The sequence below is a fragment of the Variovorax gossypii genome, assembly GCF_003965815.1.
In the GTDB taxonomy this organism is placed as follows: Bacteria; Pseudomonadota; Gammaproteobacteria; order Burkholderiales; family Burkholderiaceae_C; genus Variovorax; species Variovorax gossypii.
The window spans coordinates 12,273-32,964 of the sequence record NZ_RXOE01000009.1 but is presented as its reverse complement, the minus strand read 5'-3'; the positions used below and the strand labels follow the sequence as shown (position 1 = coordinate 32,964).

The following is a 20,692-nucleotide window of genomic DNA, read 5'->3' as shown; positions in this document are numbered from 1 at the left end:
GGGCAGGGTCTGCGATGGCGCGGACCGGCTCAGCTCTGGATGTAGGTGGTCAGCTGCTCGATGGTGGCTTCCTGGTCCGCGATGATGTCGTCCATCAGGTCCTGGATGGAGATCATGCCGACCACCTTGTCGCCGTCGACCACCGGCAGGTGGCGGAACTTGCGCTGGCTCATGAGCGCCATGCAGGCGCGCGTGCGGGTCTGGGGGGTGACGGTCATCACGTCGGGCGTCATGATCTCGCGCACCTTCACTTCCTTCGAGTTCTTGCCCTGCAGCGCGACCTTGCGGGTGTAGTCGCGCTCGGAGAGGAAGCCCACCAGCCTTTCGCCGTCCATCACCATCAGCGCGCCCACCTCGAAGCGCGCCAGGATGGAAAGCGCGTCGAACACGCTGGTGTCGGGGGAGGTGCGCCATGCCGCGGAATCATGGCGCTTGAGCAGTTCGGAGACGGGTTTCATCGTTGGCAACTCCATCAAAGGGTTTCGATTCGACCGACGCTCGGGCGCCGCACTCGGTCAAATCATAGGGGCGATGAATGACCGCGCGGCGCAAAAAACTCTAAGGGAATGCGCGTGTGTGCAAGACACGCGCAATGCGCGAGAACTTAAGGCTGCGCAGCCGGTGTCGCGACGAACACGCGGCTCAGCGCCACGGCGTCGCCCACCACCGCCTTCACGAGGCCCTTCTCGTCGAACTGCACCTGGAACTCCGACCAGCTGTCGCGCCAGTAGCGCCACACGGGCGCGTCGAGGCTGGGGTTCTCGCTGGCCACCGGGTAGGCGATGGCCATCAGCACCTGCTCGCGCGTCATGCCGGTCATCACCTTGCCGGCGAGGATGGCGTCGCGCACCGGAGCGGGGAAGGTCGCGAGCTTCTGCTTCGGGTCCTGGGTCACGACGTAGCGCTGCGCGAAGGTGGGCAGCGGGATGTTGCGGCTGTAGTCGTTCTTGATGCGCTGCTGCTTGCCGCCGAGCTCCACGCCGAACCAGCGGAAGTCGTAGGACGTGACGCGCGCCGGCGTGCCCACCGGCACGATGCTCGTGCCTTGCTCGTCGTAGTTGATGTCGCTGATCGAGTCGCCGTAGGTGCGCATGTTGCAGCACAGGAAGCCGCTGACCAGCGGGCCGGGCGGCGGGGAGGGCCGCTGGGCGTGGGCGACGGTGACGAACGCGGGCACGACGGTGGCTGCCAGCAGGGCGGCAGCGGCAAGGCGCTTGAACATGGATTTCCCTCGGAGTTGTTGGAGTAACTGCCGCACCGGTGCCGGTTGGCAGCGAAGGGATTCTAGGAGCGAACAACCCGAAAGCGAAGGCAGAATGCCCGCCTGCAGCTATGGAAAGCGTAGCAACAAGCTCCCGTTCAGGTTCCCGGTTCACAATGCGCACCGGCCCCCGCGGGCCGCCCCATTCACAGGCAGAGACAGCGCGAAAGAAAGAAGAGCCCACGATGGCGATCCAGTGGTTCCCCGGTCACATGTATTCGACCCAGAAGGCCATCACCGAGCGGGTGAAGGACATCGACGTGGTCATCGAGCTGCTCGACGCGCGGCTGCCCGGCTCCAGCGCCAATCCGATGCTGGCCGAGCTCACGGCCGGCCGGCCCACGCTGAAGGTACTCAACAAGCAGGACCTGGCCGACCCCGAGCGCACCGCACTCTGGCTGGCGTACTACAACGCGCTGCCGGCCACCCGCGCCATCCCCCTGGACGCGAGCCAGACCACCCCGGCCCAGCAGATCGTGAAGGCCTGCCACGAGCTCTCGCCCAACCGCGGCGGCCTGGCCAAGCCGATGCGGGTGCTGATCTGCGGCATTCCCAACGTGGGCAAGTCCACTCTCATCAACACGCTCACCGGCAGCCGCAAGGCCAAGACCGGCGACGAGGCCGGCATCACCAAGCTCGAACAGCGCATCACGCTGACCGACGACTTCTACCTGTGGGACACGCCCGGCATGCTGTGGCCGCGCATCATCGTGCCCAGGAGCGGCTACAACCTCGCGGCCAGCGGCGCGGTGGGGCGCAACGCCTTCGACGAGGAAGAGGTGGCGCTCGAGCTGCTCGGCTACCTCAAGTCGAACTACGCAGCCGGCATCGCCGCGCGCTTCAAGCTCGTGGAACTCGACGCCGAGACCATGGCCGACATGAAGGACGAGGCGCTGCTCGACACCATTGGCCGCAAGCGCGGCGCGCTGCTGGGCAAGGGCCGCGTGAACCTGCAGAAGGCGGCGGAGATCGTGATGCACGAGTTCCGCGCCGGCAACCTCGGGCGAATCACGCTCGAGACGCCCGAGGAGTTCGCCGTGTGGCTGGCCGAGGGCCAGCGCGCGGACGCCGAACGCGCCGCGAAGAAGGCCGCGCGCAAGCAGAAGGGCAAGCCGAAGCCCGAGGCCGCGTCCGGGCAGGACGCCTGAGGCAGCCGGAGATGCCTGCCGAGCCCGATGACGCCTGGGCCTCGCGCTCGGCGCCCTGTTCGCAGGGCGGCGGTTCAATCCAGCGCGAACAGTGCGGCAGCTGCCTCGTCGAGCGCCGCGACCCGGCGCGAGTCTGAGCGCGGGCCGGCCGCCTGCAGCGCACGCTGATACATCGCCAGCCGCGTGGCCGACACCGGCCTGCACAGCGGCCTCCCGCGCGTCTGCGCAATGCCGCGTCCGGGCACCACGTAGCGCCCCGGGTTGAGTCGCGCGAAGCGGATGTACGCCTGCAGCGTGGGCAGGACGTCGGCGTGCAGGGCGTTCATGCGCTTTTCAGCGTCCTTGCCGATCTGCGCGAGGCCCTTCGCGTCCTTCGTGATCGGCAGGCCCAGGATGTCGGCCATGTCGATCTCGAAGTGCGTGAAGTCGCCGTAGGGGCGCTTGCAGTCGATCACGAAGCTGTTCCAGTTGGCGTGCTGCAGCAGGCGGATGTGCTCGGCCGTCACGTCGAAGGCCGTGCGCTGCTCGAAGGGCGGCTCGAAGGCGTAGTGCCCGGCCACGAAGTTCGCGTGCAGGAAGAAGGCGGCCGCCACGTTCACGAAGCGGTCGAAGACCGGCGAGCTGCCGCCGTCGAGCACGTCGCCGAACTGCTCGAGCGTCATGTCGGGCGGCACGATGGCGGGCGCGCCGGATTCGCAGCCGACCCACTCGGCATGGCTGCGGCGGAACCAGTCGATGTCCGCCTGCGTGATCTCTATGCTGCCCGGCTGGGGCGGCGGCGTCGCCGGGGCGGCCGCGGGCGCGTCCTGCGATTGCCCGCAGCCCGACGCGGCCAGCAGGGCGGCGGCGGCGCATGCGGCAGAAAGTACCAGCGCATCCCGCCGATGGAACCATCTCACGTTGTTCTCTCCACTGAAAAAGCTGTCTATCTCTGTCTGTTCGGCGCACGAGGATGCCATGCGGGCCTGACATCTGCCTGAGGGCGGCCGGGGCCGGTGTAGGCTTGCCGCCATCGAGATCGCAAGGAGCGCAAGGAGCGACATGACCGAAGCAGCGCAAGGCCGGGACGCCGCCGACGACGAAGACCTCTCGCCGGGCTGGGACGCCATCACCGCCGCACTGGAGCGCGTCTACCCGGGCCAGGAGCCGAAGCACTACGCCACGGTCATCAAGTGGATGCTCGGCGGGCCCGACCCGCTCGACGGCGTGAGCGTGTGGAGGCGCATGGAGCCGGTGCCGCACTGGCACTACCTGAGCTACGGGCTCAGCGAGCTCTACGCCAAGGAATCGAACGATGCCGAAACCAGCGGCTACGGCTTCGAGTTGACCTTCCGCCTGGCCTGCGAGCCGGACGACGAAGACCCGCCCGCATGGGCCGTCAACTTCCTGCAGAACCTCGCGCGCTACGTGTTCAAGAGCGGCAACGTGTTCGACGACGGCCACTGGATGACCGCCAACGGCCCCATCGCGCTCGAGCAAGAAACGCTGATCCGCTCGATGGGCTTCGTGTTCGACCCGGAGCTGCCGGCCATCGACACGCCGAACGGCCGCATGAGCTTCATCCAGGTCGTCGGCCTCACGGAAGACGAGGAACGCGCCGGCAAGCAATGGGATACGCGCAAGCTGCTCGAAGCGCTGCTGCCCGCGATGCCGCTGTGGGTGACCGACCTCGCCAGGCCCTCGCTGCTCGACGACGCCGAAGTTCGCCGGCGCGTGGAAGAGGGCGCGGCGCGCGACGGCTCTTCCAGTGGTTTTCTCTTCACCGAAGTGCTCGGCTGGGAGACGAGCAAGCGGCTGCTGCGCTCGCCCGTCACCGAGATCACCCTCGGCGCGCGGCAGGTCGACGAGCTGGTCGCGCTGCTGCCACTGCGGCTGCCTTTCGGGCGCGACTTCCACTTCGCGAGCCGCGAGAAGTCACTGGTCTTCGAGCATGGCGAGGCCGACAGCGTTTCCGAGGAAGACGACAGGCTCGTGATGCGGCTGAGCGACGCCACCGTGCGCGAGCTGGCCCGCACGCTGAAGCCGGTCGCCGGTACCTACGAGGTACGGGGTTTTGGCGCCGTGCGCTGGAAGGTGCAGAAGACGACAATCAGGGACCCGCAGGGGAACGTGGTCCGCACCATCGGCTGACCGGTCGCCCGCAAAGCCAGCCCCGAAGCCAGCTCCAGAATCCAGATGCAACGTCTCACGCGTCAACGCAACGCCGTTTTCTCCGCCTTCAGCGACGCAGGCCGCGTCCTCACCGCTCCCCAGATCCTGGCGCACGCGCGCGAGATCGTCCCCGAGATCAGCCTCTCGACCGTCTACCGCCAGGTCTCGCTGCTGCTGGCGGACGGCGAGATCGCCAAGGTCGAGCTGCCCGGCGAGCCCGCCCGCTACGAGGTGGCGTGCAAGGCCGAAGCGCACCCGCACGCCGGCCACGGCGGCAAGCAGGCCGACCACCACCATCACTACTTCCATTGCTCCAGCTGCGGGCAGGTGTACCTGCTGCACTCGTGCCCCGGGCCGATGGACGACCTGGTACCGAAGGGCTTTCAGGTGAAGAGCCACGAAGTGACGCTGCACGGCGTGTGCGCGTCGTGCGCCGGCGCGTCAACGTCCGACAAGGGGCGTGCAGGCAAGGCGCACTGACCGGCCGCCTTTCATCCGGCTTTCGATTTATTGAGAATGAATTCTCAATAACGTATAGTCGCGGGTCCGAATCCTCTGGTTCCGATCCCGACCATGCAAGTCCTGTCCTCGCTCAAAGAAGCAAAGAAACGCCACCGCGACTGCCAGGTGGTGACGCGGCGCGGCCGCACCTACGTCATCTGCAAGTCCAATCCGCGCTTCAAGGCCCGCCAGGGCGGCGCGAAGAACAGGCACAAGCGCTGAGCGCATGCGCCGGGCGGCGCCCCGGCTGAATCGCCGGCGCCGCGGGTTTCCCAATCACTGAACGACCGCTTCGGCGCGCATGCGCCGGCGCGCGGCTGCGCTCGCCCATTTTTCTTCTCATACCGGGTCCCTTCCATGCTCCGAGCCATCGGCCTCACCAAGCAGTACGGCGCGCACACCGCGCTCGACCGCCTCGACCTCGACATCCGCGCCGGCGACATCTACTGCCTGCTGGGCGCGAACGGCGCCGGCAAGACCACGACCATCAACCTGTTCCTGAACTTCGTCGAGCCGAGTTCCGGCACGGTCGAGATCAACGGCATCGACGTCGTGCGCCACCCGGTGGCCACCAAGCAGCACGTGGCCTACATCCCCGAGCAGGTCACGCTGTACGGGCCGCTCTCGGGGCTGGAGAACCTGCGCTTCTTCGCCGGCCTGGCGCTGGGCCGCGAGCTGCCGCGCGAACGGCTGCTGGAGTTGATGACGCAGGTGGGGCTCGACCATGCCGCAGCCGACAAGCGTGTGTCCGCGTATTCGAAGGGCATGCGCCAGAAGGTGTGGATCGCCGTGGCGCTGGCCAAGCAGGCCAAGGCGCTGCTGCTCGACGAGCCCACCTCGGGGCTCGATCCCCAGGCCGCCAGCGAGTTCTCGGGCCTGTTGCGCAGCGCGGCCGACAGCGGCGTGGCCGTGCTCACCACCACGCACGACCTGTTCCATGCGCAGCAGACCGCCACGCGCGTCGGGATCATGAAGCGCGGACGGCTCGTCGAGAGCCTGGACGGCGAGGCGCAGATCGCGAGGACCGATCTGCAGTCCCTTTACTTGCAGCACATGAGGGCCTGACATGCTGACGAGCTGGATCGCACGCCGCGAATTCCTCGAGCGCCTGCGCGACGGGCGCCTCTACTGGGCCGGCGGACTGGTCGCCGTGCTGCTGCTGACCGCGCTGGCCGTGGGCTGGGCGCACCAGCGCGCAGCGCAGGCCGAGCAGCGCACCGCGCAGGCCATGGACTACCGCGACTGGCTGCGGCAGGACCGCCGCCATCCGCACGACGCCGCGCACCAGGGCATGCATGCCTTCAAGCCCGAGGCGGCGCTGTCGATGATCGACGCGGGCATCAACCCCTTCATCGGCAGCACCGTGTGGCTGCAGGCGCACCGCCAGAGCGAAGTGAAGTTCAACGCCGCGCAGGACGCGACCGGCCTGCAGCGCTTCGGCAATCTCTCGGTCGGCTGGATCCTGCAGGTGCTGGGGCCCCTGCTGGTGATCGTGCTGGGCTTCAACGCCTTCGCGGGCGAGCGCGAGCAGGGCATCCTGCGGCAGACGCTGAGCCTGGGCGTGCCGCCGCTGCGGCTCTTGGGCGGCAAGGCGCTCGCGCTGGCCGGCTCGCTGGCCGCGCTGCTGGTGCCGGCCGCGCTCATCGCCGCCGTGGCGGTGGCCGCCGGCGCGGGAGAGGGCGAACGGCTCGACGCGCTGCTCAGGCTGGGCGCCTGGTCGCTCGGCTATGCCGTGTACCTGGGCATCTTCGTGTTCGTGGTGCTCGGCGTGTCGACCCTCTCGTCGACCTCGCGCATGGCGATCACGCTGCTGCTGGCGCTGTGGATCGCGCAGGCGGTGATGGCGCCGCGCGTGCTGTCGGAGCTGTCGCGCGCGTGGTTTCCCAGCCCGACGCGGCTGGAGTTCAACCAGGCGCTCGGGGCCGAGCTCAAGACGGTGTCCGACGGCGTCTGGCAGAAGAACTTCGGCTCCACCGAGCGCTGGGGCCGCGACGTGCCGTTGAGCAAGTGGGGCATCGCGCTGCGCCTGGACGACCAGGCCTCGTACCCCGTGTACGACCGCCACTACGGCCGCCTGTGGGACACCTGGGAGCGGCAGCAGGCGGTGCAGGAATGGAGCGGCCTGCTGTTGCCCATCCTCGCCGTGCGCAGCTTCTCGATGGGCATGGCAGGCACCGACTTCGCGCACCACCGCAGCTTCACCACCGCGGCCGAACTGCATCGCCGCCGCATCCAGGACCTGATGAGCGAAGACCTCGTGGCGCACGCCGATCCGCTGGGCGACCGTCATTTCGCCTACCAGGCCGCGCCCGACCTGTGGGCGACCGTGCCGCCCTTCGACTACCACCTGCCGCACGCGGGCTGGGCGTTGCGCCACCAGATGCGCAGCTTCGCGGTGCTGTGCGCCGGCCTGCTGCTGGCGGCGGCCTTTGCGGCCTTCGCCGCCTCGCGTCAGCGAGCGCTCTGAAGCAGGCAAGGCATGACAACGACCATGACACTCCCCATCGATCCACCGCAGGGCCGCCGGCTTCTGTCCGTGATGCGCCAGGAATGGCGCCTGATGCTCGCCGAACGCACTCTGTGGGCCGTCGGCGCGCTGTTCCTGCTGCTCGTGGCCTATGCCCTCGGCAACGGGCTGCTGCAGACCGCGAGCCGCGACCGCGCGCAGGCGGCAGTCGCGCTGGCCGACCATGACGCCCGCGCGGCGCAACGCGTGCTGCTGGAGAACATCCTCGCCGGCACCGCGCAACCCACGCCCTTCGAGAACCCGGCCGACCCGTCGCGCATGGCCAGCGGCTACGGGGGCCATCACGCGATCCTGCCGACCGCGCCACTGGGCCCTGTCGCGCTGGGGCAGAGCGACCTGTTCCCGAGCCAGTTCAAGGTCACCGGCCAGAGCCGCGTGGTGTTCATGAACCCCAGCGACATCGAGAGCCCGTGGCACCTGCTGAGCGGGCACTTCGACCTGGCCTTCGTCATCGTCTACCTGCTGCCGCTGCTGATCTTCGCGCTGGGCTACAACCTGCTGTCGGCCGAGCGCGAGAACGGCACGCTGCGCCTGCTGCTGTCGCAACCGCTGCGACTGCGCACGCTGCTCGCGGGCAAGCTCACGGTGCGCGCGGCGGTGCTGCTGGCTCCCGCCGTGCTGCTTCCGGTGGCTGTGCTGCTGGTGGCGCGGCAGGCGGGCCTGGCCGGCTCGCCGGGCGCTACGCTGTGGTGGTGGGCGCTGCTGGTTGGGGCGTACGCGCTCTTCTGGTTCGCGCTGGTGGTGGCGGTGAATGCCTTCGGCGCTTCGTCGGCGACGAACGCGATGGTGCTCGTCATCGCCTGGGTGCTGCTTGTGCTGGTGGCACCGGTGCTGCTGAACCTGGCGGTGACGCAGGCCAGCCCCGCGCCTTCGCGCACCGAGCTGGCCACGCGCCAGCGCATCGTGACCGCCGAGGCGATGAAGCGCCACGCCGACCTGATGAGCACCGACTACCAGCACGTCGGCCGCGGCGCGATCCTCGTGCCGCGCGACGGCAAGATCGAGATCGCCGGCCGGCTGCTGGGCAACTACCTGATCGAGAAGGAAGTCGACGAGGCCATCAGGCCCGAGCTCGATCGCTTCGACGCGCAGCAGGCTGGGCAGCAGGCGCTGCTGGGCCGCTTCAGCGCGGTGTCTCCGGCGGCCGTGGCCTACGAGGGCATGACGGCGCTGGCCGGCACCGGCACGCGGAGGCAGGCGCGGTTCGAAGCGCAGACCGTCGCCTATCACGAGGCATGGAAAGACTTCTTCTTCCCCCGTATCGACGCGCGCGACGCGCTCTCGCCCTCCGACTTCGATCGCATTCCCGCATTCGCCTGGCAGGAAGAGCCCGCCAGCCTCGTGCGCGGACAGGCCGCGCTTGCCGTGCTGCAGCTGCTGGTGCCGAGCCTGCTGCTGTTCGGCCTGGCCGCGTGGCGCCTGCGCCGCTTCTCGGTCGCGTAGCCGCGCCCCGGTTTTCTTTCCTCATTGCAATTCAGAGCAAGCAATCCAATGACCATGTTCATCCGCACGGCCATGGCGGCGGCCGCCGTCAGCGCATTCCAGGCTTCGTACGCGCAGGAGGGCGCGGAGCTCGGCACCGTCACCGTCGAGGGCAGCCGCGAGGCCAACAGCCTGCATCTGGGCGAATCGAGCGGCACCGCCTCGCGCCTGGGGCTTTCGGTGCGCGAGACGCCGGCCTCGGTCGAGATCCTCACGCAGGACGCCATCCAGCAGCGCGGCGCGCGCACCTTCAGCGAGGCGCTGCGCGGCATGACGGGTCTCACCGGCGGCGGTCCGCCGTCGTCGCCGACCACGCTGTCCACGCGCGGCTTCACCAGCCTGCAGTACCTTTACGACGGCGTGCGCAGCTCCGGCGCGGGCGTGACCAACCGCGTGCAGGACACCTGGAACTACGAGCGCATCGAGGTGCTGAAAGGCCCGGCCTCGGTGATCGACGGCGAGGGCGCCATCGGCGGCGTCGTCAACTTCGTGACCAAGCGGCCCGACCGCAGCAATCCGAACAAGGAGGCGTTGCTTTCGTACGGCAGCTACGGCTCCACCCGCGCTGCCTTCGGCTTCGGCGGCGCGTTGGGCGACGCGAGCGCCTACCGGCTGGACTACAGCCGCAACGACACGAAGGTCGGCACCATCGCCCGCAACGGCGAGCGCATCGATCACTTCACCAGCGGCCTGATGGTCGACTTCGGCGGCTCGGTGAAACTGGACCTTTCCTTCGACTACCTGCGCGACGACAACCAGGCCTACTGGGGCACGCCGCTGGTGCCGGCCAGCTTTGCCACGCAGCCGACGAACGTGGTCAGCACGCCCGACGGCCGCGTGATCGACCGGCGCCTGATCCGCAACAACTACAACGTGCCCGACGACAGGAATTCGTCGGAAACCTACTGGCTGCGCGCGCGCCTCACGGGCCAGCTCGACGGCGGCTGGTCGTGGCGCAACGAGTTCTCGGCCAACAGGGCGAACCGCGTGTTCCGCAACTCCGAGAGCGCGGTGTTCGTGGCGCCGGCCAACATCGCGCGCGACCAGACGCTGATCACGCACGACCAGGACTTCTGGCTGAACCGCTTCGACGCCACCCACAAGGGAACGCTGGGCGGCATGGAGAACCGCTTCGTCGTCGGCGGCGAATACAGCGAGACGCGCTTCGGCAGCCAGCGCCGCTTCTCCGACAGCAGCGCCGCCACCGCCAGCCTGCTGCGCGTGCCGGTGTTCGACCCGTACCTCGCGCCGTTCAATGAGAACCCCGCGCTCAGCACGGGTGCCGGCAACCGCACGAACACCAGCGCGAACGTGAAGGTGAGCTCGGTCTTCGTGGAAGATGCGCTGAAGCCCTTGCGCAACCTCACGTTGGTGGGTGGCCTGCGCCACGACCGCACCGAGGTGGAGCGCGGCATCGCCGACCTGAACCTGGGCAGCTACACACGCTTCGGCGCCAGCTACCGTTCGACCTCGGGCCGCATCGGCGCGGTGTACGACATCACGCCGCAGTCGAGCGTGTATGCGCAGTACACCAACGCCACGCTGCCGGTGAACTCGCTGTTCCTGCTCTCGGCTTCCAACGCGGCTTTTCCGATGTCGCGCGGCAAGCAGGCCGAGGTGGGTTTCAAGCAGAGCATTCCCGAGGCGAACCTGGAGTGGACGGCCGCCGCCTACAAGATCGCGCTCGACAACGTGCTCTCGCGCGACCCCAACGACGCCCGCAACACCGTGAACAACGGGCGCCAGTCCTCGCGCGGCATCGAGCTCTCGACCGTGTGGCGTCCGACGCGCGAATGGACGCTGGCCGGCAACCTCGCCGCGCTCGACGCGCGCTACGACACGCTGATCGAGGCCGGCGGCGTCTCGCGCGTGGGCAAGACGCCGCCCAACGTGCCCGAGCGTGTGGCCAACCTGTTCGCCACCTATCGGCCCGACGGGTCGAAGTTCGAGTACTTCGCCTCGCTCAACCACACGGGCCGCATGTACACCGACAACGCCAACCAGATCCGCATCAACGGCTTCACCACGCTCGATGCGGCGGTGAGCTACCGCTTGCAGAACGTGCTGCTGAGCTTCCGCGTGCGCAACCTGACCGACAAGCTCTACGCCACCTGGGCCGGCCGCGCGACCAGTCAGGTGCTGCTGGCGCCGCGGCGTACCTTCGAGTTGTCGGCCAAGTTCGACTTCTGAACTTCTGAAAGTGCCCGCTCAGCGCATCTGCAGGCGCGCGTCCTTCGGATAGCCGATGGTGTAGTCGGCCGTCACGCGTGCGGTCTGGCCGGCCGCCAGGTCGAGCTGCCACATGGCCAGGCCGGGCTGCTTTTTCCAGGCCAGCTCGGCGGGCTGCGGCGAGAACTCCGAAGCCACGCGCACCTTCTCGTCGACCGACACCGGGGCGGCCTCGAGCACCTGCACCGTGACCGGCGTGCGGTGGCGGTTCTCGACCACGTAGGCGCGCTGCACCTTGCGCTCGGCGCGCGAGCCGGCGAAGCCGCCGGTGCCCTGGTTGTCGCGTTCGGGCTCGGCCTGCACGCGCACCAGTTCGTCGCGGCCGAAGGAGAGCGTCAGGCGCGCGTCGCTCGGTGCATTCCACCGGCCGCTGCCCACGAAGGCGCCGTCGCGGTAGAGCTGCATGGTGCCGGCGGGCCACACGCCGGCGGGCTGGTCGAGTTCGGCGACGAGGAAGGCGCTGGCGTCCACGCGCGGGCTGGTGCGGGCGGCGAGCTTGGCCGTGTCTTCGTGCTGGCCCAGCGCCATGGTCACGCGCTGGCCGTTGGATGGCACGTCGATGGCCTGCGGCACCGAAAACTCGGTGGCGAAGCTGCTGTCGAACACGCTCACGTCGAACAGCGGCTCCGCCCGGCGCTCGCGGCTGTCCATGGACTTGCTGGCCATGATGGGCGATGGCGCCATGGCCGCTGCCGGCGCGGCGGGGTAGGCCATCTCGGCCGCCGGACGCGGCGGCGGCTCGATGCCGATGCGCCATGCCGTGGGCAGGCGGCCGGTGGTCTCGCGGCGCGGCTGGCCGGTGGAAAGCACCAGCTTCACGCCGCGCCAGTCTTCGCCCGTGGACTGCGCCACCAGCGCCTGGCGCTCGATGCGCACCTTGCGCGTGGTGGTGTCGAGCAGCGCGCGGTAGGTGGGCGTCCAGCCAGGGCCGTTGACCTGGTAGCTGAGCTTCACGTCGGCATCGGCGCCCGCGGCCAGCGTCACAGTCACGGCCGTCACCTGGCCGCCGTTGCCCTGGGTGCGCGTGCGTTCGGCCAGCAGCGGGTTGAGCTGGCGGTCGATCTCGGCCTGCCTGCGCTGGATCTGGTGTTGCTTGAGCAGCGAGTCCTGCCCGGTGCGGCGCATGGCCTCGGTCATCGCGGCGAGGTTGCGCGCGTCCATCGGTGCGCGAGCGCCTGAAGTGGCATCGCTGCCGCCTGCCAGCCCCTTGAGGTAGCCGGTGACCATGCCGAGCGCGTCGGTCTCCGCCTGCAGGGCGGCCTTCTGGTCTTCCAGCTCGCGGATGCGGCCGTCGAGCGGGCTGGTCGAGCATCGCGCGGAGAGTTCGCGCTGCTCGCTGAGCACCGAGGTCTCGCCGATGCGCACCGAGGCATCGGCCGACACCTGCAGGCTCTGCACGTCCAGGCCCGCGGGCAGGCAGGCGAAGGTGACCGACCGGGCGCCGGCCGCGACACGCGCCACGCGCTCCACGGTGGCGCTGCCCGGGTAGACCTTGACCTGCGTGATGCGCGAATCGGCCGCTGCCGGGGCCTGCGGCGTTGCGGCCTGTCCCTGGGCGCTGAGGCTCAGGACCAGCAGCACGGCGGCGCCGGCGGTTGCGCGGAGAAGGGCGGAAGTCGATGCTTTCATGGAGTGCCTTTGGAGCGAAGGTGATGAATGACCCCTGCTCATACGGGCGACCCCGGCGAACGGGGTTAAGGCATCGTCAAAAAAATTTCACGCAGCCCGGCGGCGCTGTCGCCAATGCAACCGCCGCGGCGTTTCCGGTCGCGCGCGCGACGGCGGATGCCGGGTGTGCTTCATAGAGTGGCCGCATCGTCTTTCCACCAACCCAGGACAAGGACACACAGCCATGCTCGACACCATCCAGGCCATCAACAAGACCGCCGCCTTCAACCGCTGGGCCGGCTTCGAAGTCACCAGCGCCGCCAACGGCGAAGCGGAACTGCGCATGAACTGGCGCGAGGAGGACATGGGCCAGTACGCCGGCTTCCTGCACGCCGGAATGATCGGCGCGATGCTCGACACCGTGAGCGGTTACGCGGCCGCCACAGTGGCGGGCCGCGTGCTGGCTTCGCATTTCTCGGTGAACTGCATTTCGCCGGCCATCGGGCGTGCGTTCGTGGCGCGCGGGCGGGTGGTGAAGGCCGGGCGCAAGCAGGTGTTCGCGGTGGCCGAGCTCTATGCGCAGGGTGACGGCGAGGGCGCCGATGCGCTCAAGCTCGTGGCGACGGGGAACGCAATCCTTGTTCCGGTCGAAGAGCCTGCTTCGGCGCCGAAGAAGCCAGCGGCCGCCGCCTGAGCTTCAGCCCGAAGAGCGGACGCAGCAGGTTGGTGCGGCGGATCAGCCCGTCCGTCAGCAGCCAGCAGCCGAGCAGCGTCAGCGCCACCAGCAGCGCGGGCTCGATCACCGGGCCGAGCGCGAGCGGCGCCAGCAGGCTCACGCCGACGATGATCAGCGTCTGGTGCAGCACGTACCACGGGTACACCGACTCGTTGGCCCAGCGCAGCCAGGGCCACGGGCGGTTCAGATAACGGTGGCCGTGGCCGAGGATGGTCGCGACGGCCAGCCACAGGTAGAGCGTGCGCAGGGTGTCCATCAGCAGGCCCGAGGGCGGGGGCTTCACGCCTGCGCGCAGCGCGATGAAGGTGGCGATCACCGCGACCGCCAGCGCGAGCGACACGCGGCGCAGCCGCTCCAGTTCCTTCCACACGCCGGTATCCACGCCCATCCAGTAGCCGTAGAGGAACATCGTGAAGTAGAGGCTGTGCAGGTGGAAGTCGCGCACCAGGTCGTGCGTGGCCGGAAAGCGTGAGGCCAGCAGCATCGTGAAGATCAGCAGCGGCACCACCGGCAACAGCAGCAGCTTCCAGCCGCGCAGGCCGTTGAAGGCGCGGCGCACCCGTTGGCCGGCGGCCGAATTCCACAGCGGCAGCGTCAGCGCGACCAGCGCCGTGTAGGTGAAAAGGTAGGGCAGGTACCAGAGGTGGTTCCACGTGATGCCGAACTCCGCGCCGTCGAAGGCCTGTTTCGGCCAGGGCTGGGCCATCGACAGGTAGCGCAGCAGGAAGGCGCCGAAGCCCGGCGCGACCAGCCCGTTGGCCACGCCCTGCGCGTAGGCCTGGTAGGGAACGATCACAGCCATGCCGAAGACCAGCGGCAGCATCAGCCGCTGGCCCCGGCTGCGCAGCAGTCCCCATGTGCCCTGGCCCCGGCTCAGGAAGCCGAGCGACACGCCCGAGATCAAAAAGACCAGGTCCATGCGCCACAGGTTCAGGACGCGCATCGGCCATTGCAGCCATTCGGCCGCGTGCGGGCTCTTGAGGTGCCAGGGCCAGTCGGCCACGTAGTACATGCCCACGTGATAGAGGATGACGAAGAGGAAGGCCAGCGCGCGCAGGGCGTCGATGTCGTGGCGGCGGTGGTCGGGCGGGGTGGGGGCGGCGGTCATGGGCGGTTCCTCGAAGCGGGAAGGCCGCCATGCTCGGCCCGGCCGCCCCCGCATGGCGCGGCCAGGGGACGGATCGCCCGCGCTTTGTGACGAGCGGTGGCAGGCGGGGATGAAATCCGGGACGAAAAAGCCGGCCCTGGGGCCCGTTTTCGCGAGAATTCCCCGCATGGGAGACCCCCGCAAGAATCTGTACGAGCGCTATGCACCGATCCGCCGGCCGCTGGAGGTGGCTTTCTGGATCGTGCTGATGAGCCTTCAGGCCGTGTTCAGCACGATGGTGGCGATCGTCGACATGCGCACCCGGGCCGTGCCCCGGCCCAACTGGGAGGTCGCGACCTGGGAAGGGTCGAGCCACCTGGTGTTGCTGCTGCTGGTGCCCGTGCTGGCGGCCGTCGAGCGCCGGCTGTCGCCGCTGGCGCGCACCCATCTGCCGCGCTTCCTGGGCTTGCACCTGGTGGCGAGCGTGGTGTTCAGCGTAGCCCACGTGGTCGGCATGTTCGGGCTGCGGGCGCTGGTCTATGCCATGGCGGGGGAACGCTACGACTTCTGGGGCTGGGCCGGCCAGTGGAGCTACGAGTACCTGAAGGACGTGCGGGTGTACGTGAGCATCGTCTTCGGCATCTGGGCCTACCGGCTGTTCCTGCTGCGCCTGCAGGGCGAGGCGCGGGTGCTCGACGCGCCGGAGGAGGGCGTGGCGATGCCACCTCCGGCCCCGGCTCCGGCTTTGGCGGAACCGGAGGGTTTCGAACCCTCGATGCCGGAAGCACCCCAGCCTCCGCCGTCACCGCCACCGCCGCCCGCGCGCCCCGAGCGCTTCCTGGTGCGCAAGCTGCGCCGCGAATTCCTCATCGCCGCCACCGACATCGACTGGCTCCAGGCCGAGGGCAACTACGTCGGCCTGCACGTCAACGGCCACGACTACCTGCTGCGCTCCACCCTGACCGACTTCCTGACCCAGCTCGACCCCGCGCTCTTCGCGCGCGTGCACCGCAGCCATGCGGTGAACCTGGGGCGCATCAAGGAAATCGAGCCGCTGGACGGCGGCGACGCCCGGCTGCACATGCACGACGGCACCACCGTGCCGTGCAGCCGGCGCTACCGGGACGCCCTGCGCACGGGTATCGGCGCGGCCTGATCCGGTGCGCGACGGGCCGTGAGTGGCCCGTTATTGGTTCATTTCGCACCATCAGAGAGCTTTTTGGCACCATTTTTGCTTCATTGGCCGGCCGCGCTGGTTGATTCGGGTGCGGCGCACCAATTCAAACCAAAAATCCGCAAGAAGCTCCAATGGACGCACTCAAACAGGGCGCAGATGCGCTGTTCATCCTTCTCGGCGCCATCATGGTCCTGGCCATGCACGCCGGCTTTGCCTTTCTCGAACTCGGCACCGTGCGCAAGAAGAACCAGGTCAATGCGCTGGTGAAGATCCTGGTCGACTTCTCGGTCTCGACCATCGTGTATTTCCTGGTGGGCTACGGCGTGGCCTACGGCACGCATTTCTTCGTGAGCGCCACCGAACTGTCGGCAAAGAGCGGCTACGAGCTCGTGAAGTTCTTCTTCCTGCTGACCTTCGCCGCGGCCATTCCGGCCATCATCTCGGGTGGCATCGCCGAGCGCGCCAAGTTCTGGCCGCAGCTGATCGCCACGGCGGTGATCGTCGGCTTCGTCTATCCGCTCTTCGAGGGCATCGCCTGGAACAAGCACTTCGGCATCCAGGAATGGATCGCCTCGCTCACCGGCCACGAGTTCCACGACTTCGCGGGCTCGGTGGTGGTGCACGCGTTGGGCGGCTGGCTGGCGCTGCCGGCGGTGCTGCTGCTGGGCGCGCGGCGCAACCGCTACAGGGGCGACGGCTCGCTGAGCGCGCATCCGCCGTCGAACATTCCCTTCCTGGCCCTCGGCGCCTGGGTGCTGTGCGTGGGCTGGTTCGGCTTCAACGTGATGAGCGCGCAGAGCATCGACAAGATCTCCGGCCTGGTGGCCGTCAACTCGCTGATGGCGATGGTGGGCGGCACGCTGGTGGCGCTGGCCATGGGCAAGAACGACCCGGGCTTCGTCTACAACGGCCCGCTCGCCGGCCTGGTGGCCGTGTGCGCCGGCTCCGACCTGATGCACCCGCTGGGCGCGCTGGTGGTGGGCGGCGTGGCGGGCGGCATCTTCGTCAAGCTGTTCACGCTTACGCAGAACAAATGGAAGATCGACGACGTGCTGGGCGTGTGGCCGTTGCACGGCCTGTGCGGCACCTGGGGCGGCATCGCGGCCGGCATCTTCGGCACGCAGGCGCTGGGCGGCATCGGCGGCGTGAACGTGTGGGCGCAGCTCATCGGCACCGTCATGGGTGTGGCCTGGGCGGCGCTGGCCGGTGCGGCGGTGTACGGCGCACTGAAGGCGGTGGCGGGACTGCGGCTGTCGCAGGAGGAGGAATACGACGGCGCCGACCTGTCGATCCACCACATCTCGGCCACGCCGGAGCGCGAGGTCAACTGGTAGGCGGGTGGGTAAGCGGGTGGTAGGCAGGCGCCCTGCAGGGCCGGCCTGCCTCGGCTATTCTCGGCGCCCCTTCAAACCACCGAGGAGCCGAACCATGACAACAACACCCGCTCGCTGGCTGCGCAAAGGCATCGCCGCGCTGGCCGGCAGCCTGCTGATGCTTTCGTTTTCTTCCACGGCGCTGGCCGGCGCGCCGCAGGTCAAGACCCAGGCGCCGGGCTTCTACCGCATGATGCTCGGCGACTTCGAGGTGACGGCGCTCTTCGACGGCACCCTCGACCTCGAACCCAAGAAGCTGCTCACCAACACCACCCAGGAACAGGTCGGCAAGCTGCTCGACCGGGGCTTCGAGAAGGACGCCGTGCCCACTTCGGTGAACGGCTACCTCATCAACACCGGCAGCAAGCTCGTGCTGGTCGACACCGGTGCCGGCGGCCTCTTCGGCCCCACGCTCGGCAACCTGCAGGCCAACCTCAAGGCAGCGGGCTACCAGCCCGACCAGGTCGACGACGTGCTCATCACCCACATGCACGGCGACCACGTCGGTGGCCTGGTGCAGGACGGCAAGCTGGTGTTCCCCAACGCCACCATCCACGCCGGACAGGAAGACGCCGACTTCTGGCTGAACAAGGCCAACCTGGAGAAGGCCTCGGCCGAGATGAAGGGCTTCTTCCAGGGCGCGATGGCCTCGCTGAACCCCTACGTGGAAGCCGGCAAGTTCAAGGGCATGAAGGGCGGCACCGAGCTGGCGCCCGGCATCAGGGCCGTGCCCGCCCACGGCCACACGCCCGGCCACAACATCTACGTCGTCGAGTCCAAGGGCCAGAAGCTGGTGTTGTGGGGCGACCTGATGCACGTGGCCGCGGTGCAGTTCGCGCAGCCGCAGATCACCATTTCCTTCGACGTCGACTCCAAGCCGGCGGCGGCCGAGCGCAAGAAGGCGTACGCCGATGCGGCCAAGGGCCGCTACCTGGTGGGCAGCGCGCACCTGCCGTTCCCGGGGCTGGGCCACGTGCGGGCCGAGGGCAAGGGCTACGTCTGGGTGCCGGTGGACTACCAGCAGATTCGATAGCCGGCCCGGGGTGAAGGAAGGTTGAGCGTCGCGCGCCGGTGTTGCCGCGCGGGCGGGCGCGAACGCGCGCCCTGTAGCAAACTTGCCGGTCGCTTCGCTTCAACCATTCGCCCCATGACCCAAGCTCCCCCCGCCCTCGAAGTCCTCCCGCGCGATCTTTCCGCCTACCGCAAGGGCAACGTGGGCGTCGACTACGTGCACCGCTTCGAGTCCGGCAAGCCCGGCCCGCACGTGCTGATCAACGCGCTCACGCACGGCAACGAGATCTGCGGCATGACGGCCGCCACGCACCTGCTCGACAACAATGTGCGCCCGAAGATCGGCACGCTCACCGTGAGCTTCGCCAACGTGGCCGCGTACGAATCCTTCAACGAGGCGCTGCCCTTCGACAGCCGGCAGCTCGTGCACAACCTCAACCGCATCTGGTCGCCCGAATGGCTCGACGGCACCGAGGACAGCCCCGAACTCAGCCGCGCGCGTATCCTGCGCCCGGTGGTCGAGGCGGCAGACCACATCCTCGACATCCACTCGACCAGCCAGCCCGTGGTGCCTTTCTGGGTGTACCCGGGCTTCGAGCGCAACGCCAAGGTCGCGCTGGCCATCGGCCGCCCCTCGGTGCACCTCGTGATGCCCGACGGCCTGGGCTCGGGCACGCCGCTCATCCAGTACGGCAGCCACGGCGGCCCCGACGGCAAGGGCGTGGCGATGGTGGTCGAGTGCGGCCAGCATTTCCTGCGCTCGGCCTCCGACCTGGCCACCGCCGTCACCTACGACTTCCTCGCCTACTTCGGCCTCGTCGACAAGGACCCGGCCACCCCGCCGGCCGAGCCGCAGCGGCGCTTCCAGCTGCTGCAGACCTTCGTCATCAAGTCGCCCGACTTCGCCTTCGTGCGCCCGCTCATCGGCTTCGAGACCTTCGCCAAGGGCGAGCTGATCGCGACCAATGGCGGCGAAGAGATTCGTGCGCTGTGCGACGACTGCACGATCTTCATGCCGGCCCAGCGCGCGATCGTGGGGCGCGAGGCGGTGTATCTGACCAAGCCGATCTGAGGCTGGACGCTTAGCAGATCAGCAGGTGCCGCGGCTCGTTCGCGGTGCTGTAGTCCGCATGCCAGTAGTGCGGGTCGTTGCAGAGGCTGAAGACGGCCTCAGCATTGGCATGGCGCCCGTCGAATCGTCTTGCCAGCGTGACGTGCACCGACCCGGGGTCGGGCCAGTCGACGTTGGCGTCGCGCACGCGGTTGCCCGCCGAGACTTCGGCCGCGACGATGGCCTGCAGGGCAGGGTGCAGGCGTTCGTTGAGTAGGGCGAGGATGTTGCGCCGCTCGCCGGACTGGATCGACGTGTCGAGGCAGTCTTCGGTGAAGACGGTGCGGGCAGTCATCGTCGAACTCGGGCTGACGGCCTCAGGCCGCAATGAACAACGCCGGATCCACCATCGCCCGGTTCAGCATCACAGACCAGTGCAGGTGCGGCCCCGTCACCCGCCCGGTCGCGCCCACGGCGGCGAGCTGCTCGCCGGTCTTCATCACGTCGCCGACCTTCACGTCGATGCGGCTCAGGTGGCAATACATGGTCAGCAGGCCGCCGCCGTGGTCGAGCCAGACGGTGCCGCCGTTGAAGAAATAGTCGCCCGTGTCGATCACCTTGCCGGGCAGCGGCGCGAGCACCGGCGTGCCGGTGCCGGCGGCGATGTCCATTCCGCTGTGCGGATTGCGCGACTGGCCGTTGAACACGCGGCGCAGGCCGAAGGAGCTGGAGCGGCGGCCGGGCACCGGCACGCGCATCTTCAGCACGGTGTCGGGGCGCATGTCGGTGAGGGTGGCCATCACGCCGGTGAGGTGGTCGCGCTCCTTGACATAGCGCGCCTCGTCCTCGGGCGACAGGTCGACGGTGCGCGGGGCCACTGTGAGGCGCTGTTCGCGGTATTGCTTCGGGGCGACCGTGTAGGCGATCTGGCGCTCGGGCTTGCCTTCGGCGCGCACCGTGATGCCGGCCTCGCCGGGTTCGGCGGCGAGGGGAATGCCGGTCAGCGCGGTCCATTCGATGGCGTCGCCGAGCACCAGCAGGGGGATGTCGCCCGCGAAGGCCTGGGGCCGCTTCGCCGACGGGCCCAGCGACAGGCGGGCCACGCCGCCCGGCACCTGCGATGCGCGCGGCCATACCTCGGGGGCTGGCGCGGGTTGCTTCTTCGATGCCTTGGCTTGGGCTGCGGCGCTGGCGTGCGCGGCGGGCAGCGCGGCAAGCAGGCCGATGGTGCCGAGCATGACGCTGCGTCGATCGAGGTTCGCGGGAGCGGGGAAGGAAGAGTGCGTTTGCTTCATGAGAGGAAGACGTGAATGGTTCGGATGAAGGCCGTGCGGTCTGTCTGTTGCGGCG

20 protein-coding genes are annotated in these 20,692 nt (G+C 68.8%); 13 read left to right on the top strand and 7 right to left on the bottom strand.

What is annotated here, in order from left to right; all coding sequences use genetic code 11:
- Nucleotides 1-29: 29 nt before the first annotated feature.
- Together EJP69_RS25275 and EJP69_RS25270 are read right to left on the bottom strand one after the other, a co-directional pair.
- Nucleotides 30-458, bottom strand: coding sequence for a CBS domain-containing protein (locus EJP69_RS25275; RefSeq protein WP_093204412.1), 429 nt, complete (start codon nucleotides 456-458; stop codon nucleotides 30-32).
- A 146-nt stretch (nucleotides 459-604) separates the two neighbouring features.
- Nucleotides 605-1,222, bottom strand: coding sequence for a cell envelope protein SmpA (locus tag EJP69_RS25270; RefSeq protein WP_126473011.1), 618 nt, complete (start codon nucleotides 1,220-1,222; stop codon nucleotides 605-607).
- Between the two features lie 224 nt (nucleotides 1,223-1,446).
- Between EJP69_RS25270 and ylqF the strand changes: the two genes are divergently transcribed.
- Nucleotides 1,447-2,409, top strand: coding sequence for a ribosome biogenesis GTPase YlqF (gene ylqF, locus EJP69_RS25265; protein ID WP_126473009.1), 963 nt, complete (start codon nucleotides 1,447-1,449; stop codon nucleotides 2,407-2,409).
- A 74-nt stretch (nucleotides 2,410-2,483) separates the two neighbouring features.
- On the opposite strand, the gene EJP69_RS25260 is transcribed toward ylqF, so the two are convergent.
- Nucleotides 2,484-3,308 (bottom strand): hypothetical protein, encoded by an 825-nt coding sequence (locus EJP69_RS25260; protein ID WP_126473007.1) that lies wholly within the window; start codon nucleotides 3,306-3,308, stop codon nucleotides 2,484-2,486.
- A gap of 142 nt (nucleotides 3,309-3,450) precedes the next feature.
- On the opposite strand from EJP69_RS25260, the gene EJP69_RS25255 reads away from it, so the two are divergent.
- The 7 genes from EJP69_RS25255 (at nucleotide 3,451) to EJP69_RS25225 (ending at nucleotide 11,260) form a co-directional block, all read left to right on the top strand.
- Nucleotides 3,451-4,539, top strand: a complete 1,089-nt coding sequence (locus tag EJP69_RS25255; protein WP_126473005.1) for a suppressor of fused domain protein — start codon at nucleotides 3,451-3,453, stop codon at nucleotides 4,537-4,539.
- A 45-nt stretch (nucleotides 4,540-4,584) separates the two neighbouring features.
- Nucleotides 4,585-5,040 (top strand): Fur family transcriptional regulator, encoded by a 456-nt coding sequence (locus EJP69_RS25250; RefSeq protein WP_126473004.1) that lies wholly within the window; start codon nucleotides 4,585-4,587, stop codon nucleotides 5,038-5,040.
- A gap of 93 nt (nucleotides 5,041-5,133) precedes the next feature.
- On the top strand, nucleotides 5,134-5,283 hold the full coding sequence (ykgO, locus tag EJP69_RS25245; protein WP_019654976.1) for a type B 50S ribosomal protein L36: 150 nt from the start codon (nucleotides 5,134-5,136) through the stop codon (nucleotides 5,281-5,283).
- A gap of 135 nt (nucleotides 5,284-5,418) precedes the next feature.
- On the top strand, nucleotides 5,419-6,126 hold the full coding sequence (locus EJP69_RS25240; RefSeq protein WP_126473003.1) for an ABC transporter ATP-binding protein: 708 nt from the start codon (nucleotides 5,419-5,421) through the stop codon (nucleotides 6,124-6,126).
- 1 nt (nucleotide 6,127) lies between these two features.
- On the top strand, nucleotides 6,128-7,528 hold the full coding sequence (locus EJP69_RS25235) for a DUF3526 domain-containing protein (protein WP_206169383.1): 1,401 nt from the start codon (nucleotides 6,128-6,130) through the stop codon (nucleotides 7,526-7,528).
- A 24-nt stretch (nucleotides 7,529-7,552) separates the two neighbouring features.
- Nucleotides 7,553-9,031 (top strand): ABC transporter permease subunit, encoded by a 1,479-nt coding sequence (locus EJP69_RS25230; protein ID WP_126473001.1) that lies wholly within the window; start codon nucleotides 7,553-7,555, stop codon nucleotides 9,029-9,031.
- 48 nt (nucleotides 9,032-9,079) lie between these two features.
- Entirely contained in the window at nucleotides 9,080-11,260 is a 2,181-nt protein-coding gene (locus EJP69_RS25225; RefSeq protein WP_126472999.1) for a TonB-dependent receptor, read from the top strand.
- An 18-nt stretch (nucleotides 11,261-11,278) separates the two neighbouring features.
- Here the strand turns inward: EJP69_RS25225 and EJP69_RS25220 are convergent, their stop codons facing one another.
- Nucleotides 11,279-12,928 carry a DUF4139 domain-containing protein gene (locus tag EJP69_RS25220; protein WP_126472997.1) on the bottom strand — a complete coding sequence of 550 codons (1,650 nt, stop codon included), beginning with the start codon at nucleotides 12,926-12,928 and terminating at the stop codon, nucleotides 11,279-11,281.
- A gap of 223 nt (nucleotides 12,929-13,151) precedes the next feature.
- Between EJP69_RS25220 and EJP69_RS25215 the strand changes: the two genes are divergently transcribed.
- Nucleotides 13,152-13,601, top strand: coding sequence for a PaaI family thioesterase (locus tag EJP69_RS25215; protein ID WP_093204435.1), 450 nt, complete (start codon nucleotides 13,152-13,154; stop codon nucleotides 13,599-13,601).
- On the opposite strand, the gene EJP69_RS25210 is transcribed toward EJP69_RS25215, so the two are convergent.
- Nucleotides 13,516-14,751 carry an acyltransferase family protein gene (locus EJP69_RS25210; RefSeq protein ID WP_126472995.1) on the bottom strand — a complete coding sequence of 412 codons (1,236 nt, stop codon included), beginning with the start codon at nucleotides 14,749-14,751 and terminating at the stop codon, nucleotides 13,516-13,518. The genes EJP69_RS25215 and EJP69_RS25210 overlap by 86 nt on opposite strands.
- A 166-nt stretch (nucleotides 14,752-14,917) precedes the next feature.
- Here EJP69_RS25210 and EJP69_RS25205 point away from each other — a divergent pair, with 166 nt between their 5' ends.
- From EJP69_RS25205 to EJP69_RS25190, 4 genes are all read left to right on the top strand, one after another.
- The gene (locus EJP69_RS25205; protein ID WP_126472993.1) at nucleotides 14,918-15,886 is read left to right on the top strand and encodes a LytTR family DNA-binding domain-containing protein; all 969 of its coding nucleotides are present in this window, start codon (nucleotides 14,918-14,920) and stop codon (nucleotides 15,884-15,886) included.
- Between the two features lie 152 nt (nucleotides 15,887-16,038).
- Nucleotides 16,039-17,241, top strand: a complete 1,203-nt coding sequence (locus EJP69_RS25200) for an ammonium transporter (protein ID WP_126472991.1) — start codon at nucleotides 16,039-16,041, stop codon at nucleotides 17,239-17,241.
- A gap of 94 nt (nucleotides 17,242-17,335) precedes the next feature.
- Nucleotides 17,336-18,313, top strand: coding sequence for an MBL fold metallo-hydrolase (locus EJP69_RS25195; protein ID WP_126472989.1), 978 nt, complete (start codon nucleotides 17,336-17,338; stop codon nucleotides 18,311-18,313).
- Nucleotides 18,314-18,427: 114 nt separating this feature from the next.
- Nucleotides 18,428-19,363 (top strand): M14 family metallopeptidase, encoded by a 936-nt coding sequence (locus EJP69_RS25190; RefSeq protein ID WP_126472987.1) that lies wholly within the window; start codon nucleotides 18,428-18,430, stop codon nucleotides 19,361-19,363.
- Between the two features lie 10 nt (nucleotides 19,364-19,373).
- Here EJP69_RS25190 and EJP69_RS25185 read toward each other — a convergent pair whose 3' ends face one another.
- Both EJP69_RS25185 and EJP69_RS25180 read right to left on the bottom strand, forming a co-directional pair.
- Nucleotides 19,374-19,697, bottom strand: coding sequence for a hypothetical protein (locus EJP69_RS25185; protein ID WP_126472985.1), 324 nt, complete (start codon nucleotides 19,695-19,697; stop codon nucleotides 19,374-19,376).
- A 22-nt stretch (nucleotides 19,698-19,719) separates the two neighbouring features.
- Nucleotides 19,720-20,637 carry a M23 family metallopeptidase gene (locus tag EJP69_RS25180; RefSeq protein ID WP_126472983.1) on the bottom strand — a complete coding sequence of 306 codons (918 nt, stop codon included), beginning with the start codon at nucleotides 20,635-20,637 and terminating at the stop codon, nucleotides 19,720-19,722.
- Nucleotides 20,638-20,692 lie beyond the last annotated feature (55 nt).

What these genes read in the sequence shown, in the direction of transcription:
- EJP69_RS25275 (WP_093204412.1), bottom strand. Translation starts at nt 458, where the DNA reads ATGAAACCCGTCTCCGAACTGCTCAAGCGCCATGATTCCGCGGCATGG.
- EJP69_RS25270 (WP_126473011.1), bottom strand. Translation starts at nt 1,222, where the DNA reads ATGTTCAAGCGCCTTGCCGCTGCCGCCCTGCTGGCAGCCACCGTCGTG.
- ylqF (WP_126473009.1), top strand. Translation starts at nt 1,447, where the DNA reads ATGGCGATCCAGTGGTTCCCCGGTCACATGTATTCGACCCAGAAGGCC.
- EJP69_RS25255 (WP_126473005.1), top strand. Translation starts at nt 3,451, where the DNA reads ATGACCGAAGCAGCGCAAGGCCGGGACGCCGCCGACGACGAAGACCTC.
- EJP69_RS25250 (WP_126473004.1), top strand. Translation starts at nt 4,585, where the DNA reads ATGCAACGTCTCACGCGTCAACGCAACGCCGTTTTCTCCGCCTTCAGC.
- ykgO (WP_019654976.1), top strand. Translation starts at nt 5,134, where the DNA reads ATGCAAGTCCTGTCCTCGCTCAAAGAAGCAAAGAAACGCCACCGCGAC.
- EJP69_RS25240 (WP_126473003.1), top strand. Translation starts at nt 5,419, where the DNA reads ATGCTCCGAGCCATCGGCCTCACCAAGCAGTACGGCGCGCACACCGCG.
- EJP69_RS25235 (WP_206169383.1), top strand. Translation starts at nt 6,128, where the DNA reads ATGCTGACGAGCTGGATCGCACGCCGCGAATTCCTCGAGCGCCTGCGC.
- EJP69_RS25230 (WP_126473001.1), top strand. Translation starts at nt 7,553, where the DNA reads ATGACACTCCCCATCGATCCACCGCAGGGCCGCCGGCTTCTGTCCGTG.
- EJP69_RS25225 (WP_126472999.1), top strand. Translation starts at nt 9,080, where the DNA reads ATGACCATGTTCATCCGCACGGCCATGGCGGCGGCCGCCGTCAGCGCA.
- EJP69_RS25220 (WP_126472997.1), bottom strand. Translation starts at nt 12,928, where the DNA reads ATGAAAGCATCGACTTCCGCCCTTCTCCGCGCAACCGCCGGCGCCGCC.
- EJP69_RS25215 (WP_093204435.1), top strand. Translation starts at nt 13,152, where the DNA reads ATGCTCGACACCATCCAGGCCATCAACAAGACCGCCGCCTTCAACCGC.
- EJP69_RS25210 (WP_126472995.1), bottom strand. Translation starts at nt 14,751, where the DNA reads ATGACCGCCGCCCCCACCCCGCCCGACCACCGCCGCCACGACATCGAC.
- EJP69_RS25205 (WP_126472993.1), top strand. Translation starts at nt 14,918, where the DNA reads ATGGGAGACCCCCGCAAGAATCTGTACGAGCGCTATGCACCGATCCGC.
- EJP69_RS25200 (WP_126472991.1), top strand. Translation starts at nt 16,039, where the DNA reads ATGGACGCACTCAAACAGGGCGCAGATGCGCTGTTCATCCTTCTCGGC.
- EJP69_RS25195 (WP_126472989.1), top strand. Translation starts at nt 17,336, where the DNA reads ATGACAACAACACCCGCTCGCTGGCTGCGCAAAGGCATCGCCGCGCTG.
- EJP69_RS25190 (WP_126472987.1), top strand. Translation starts at nt 18,428, where the DNA reads ATGACCCAAGCTCCCCCCGCCCTCGAAGTCCTCCCGCGCGATCTTTCC.
- EJP69_RS25185 (WP_126472985.1), bottom strand. Translation starts at nt 19,697, where the DNA reads ATGACTGCCCGCACCGTCTTCACCGAAGACTGCCTCGACACGTCGATC.
- EJP69_RS25180 (WP_126472983.1), bottom strand. Translation starts at nt 20,637, where the DNA reads ATGAAGCAAACGCACTCTTCCTTCCCCGCTCCCGCGAACCTCGATCGA.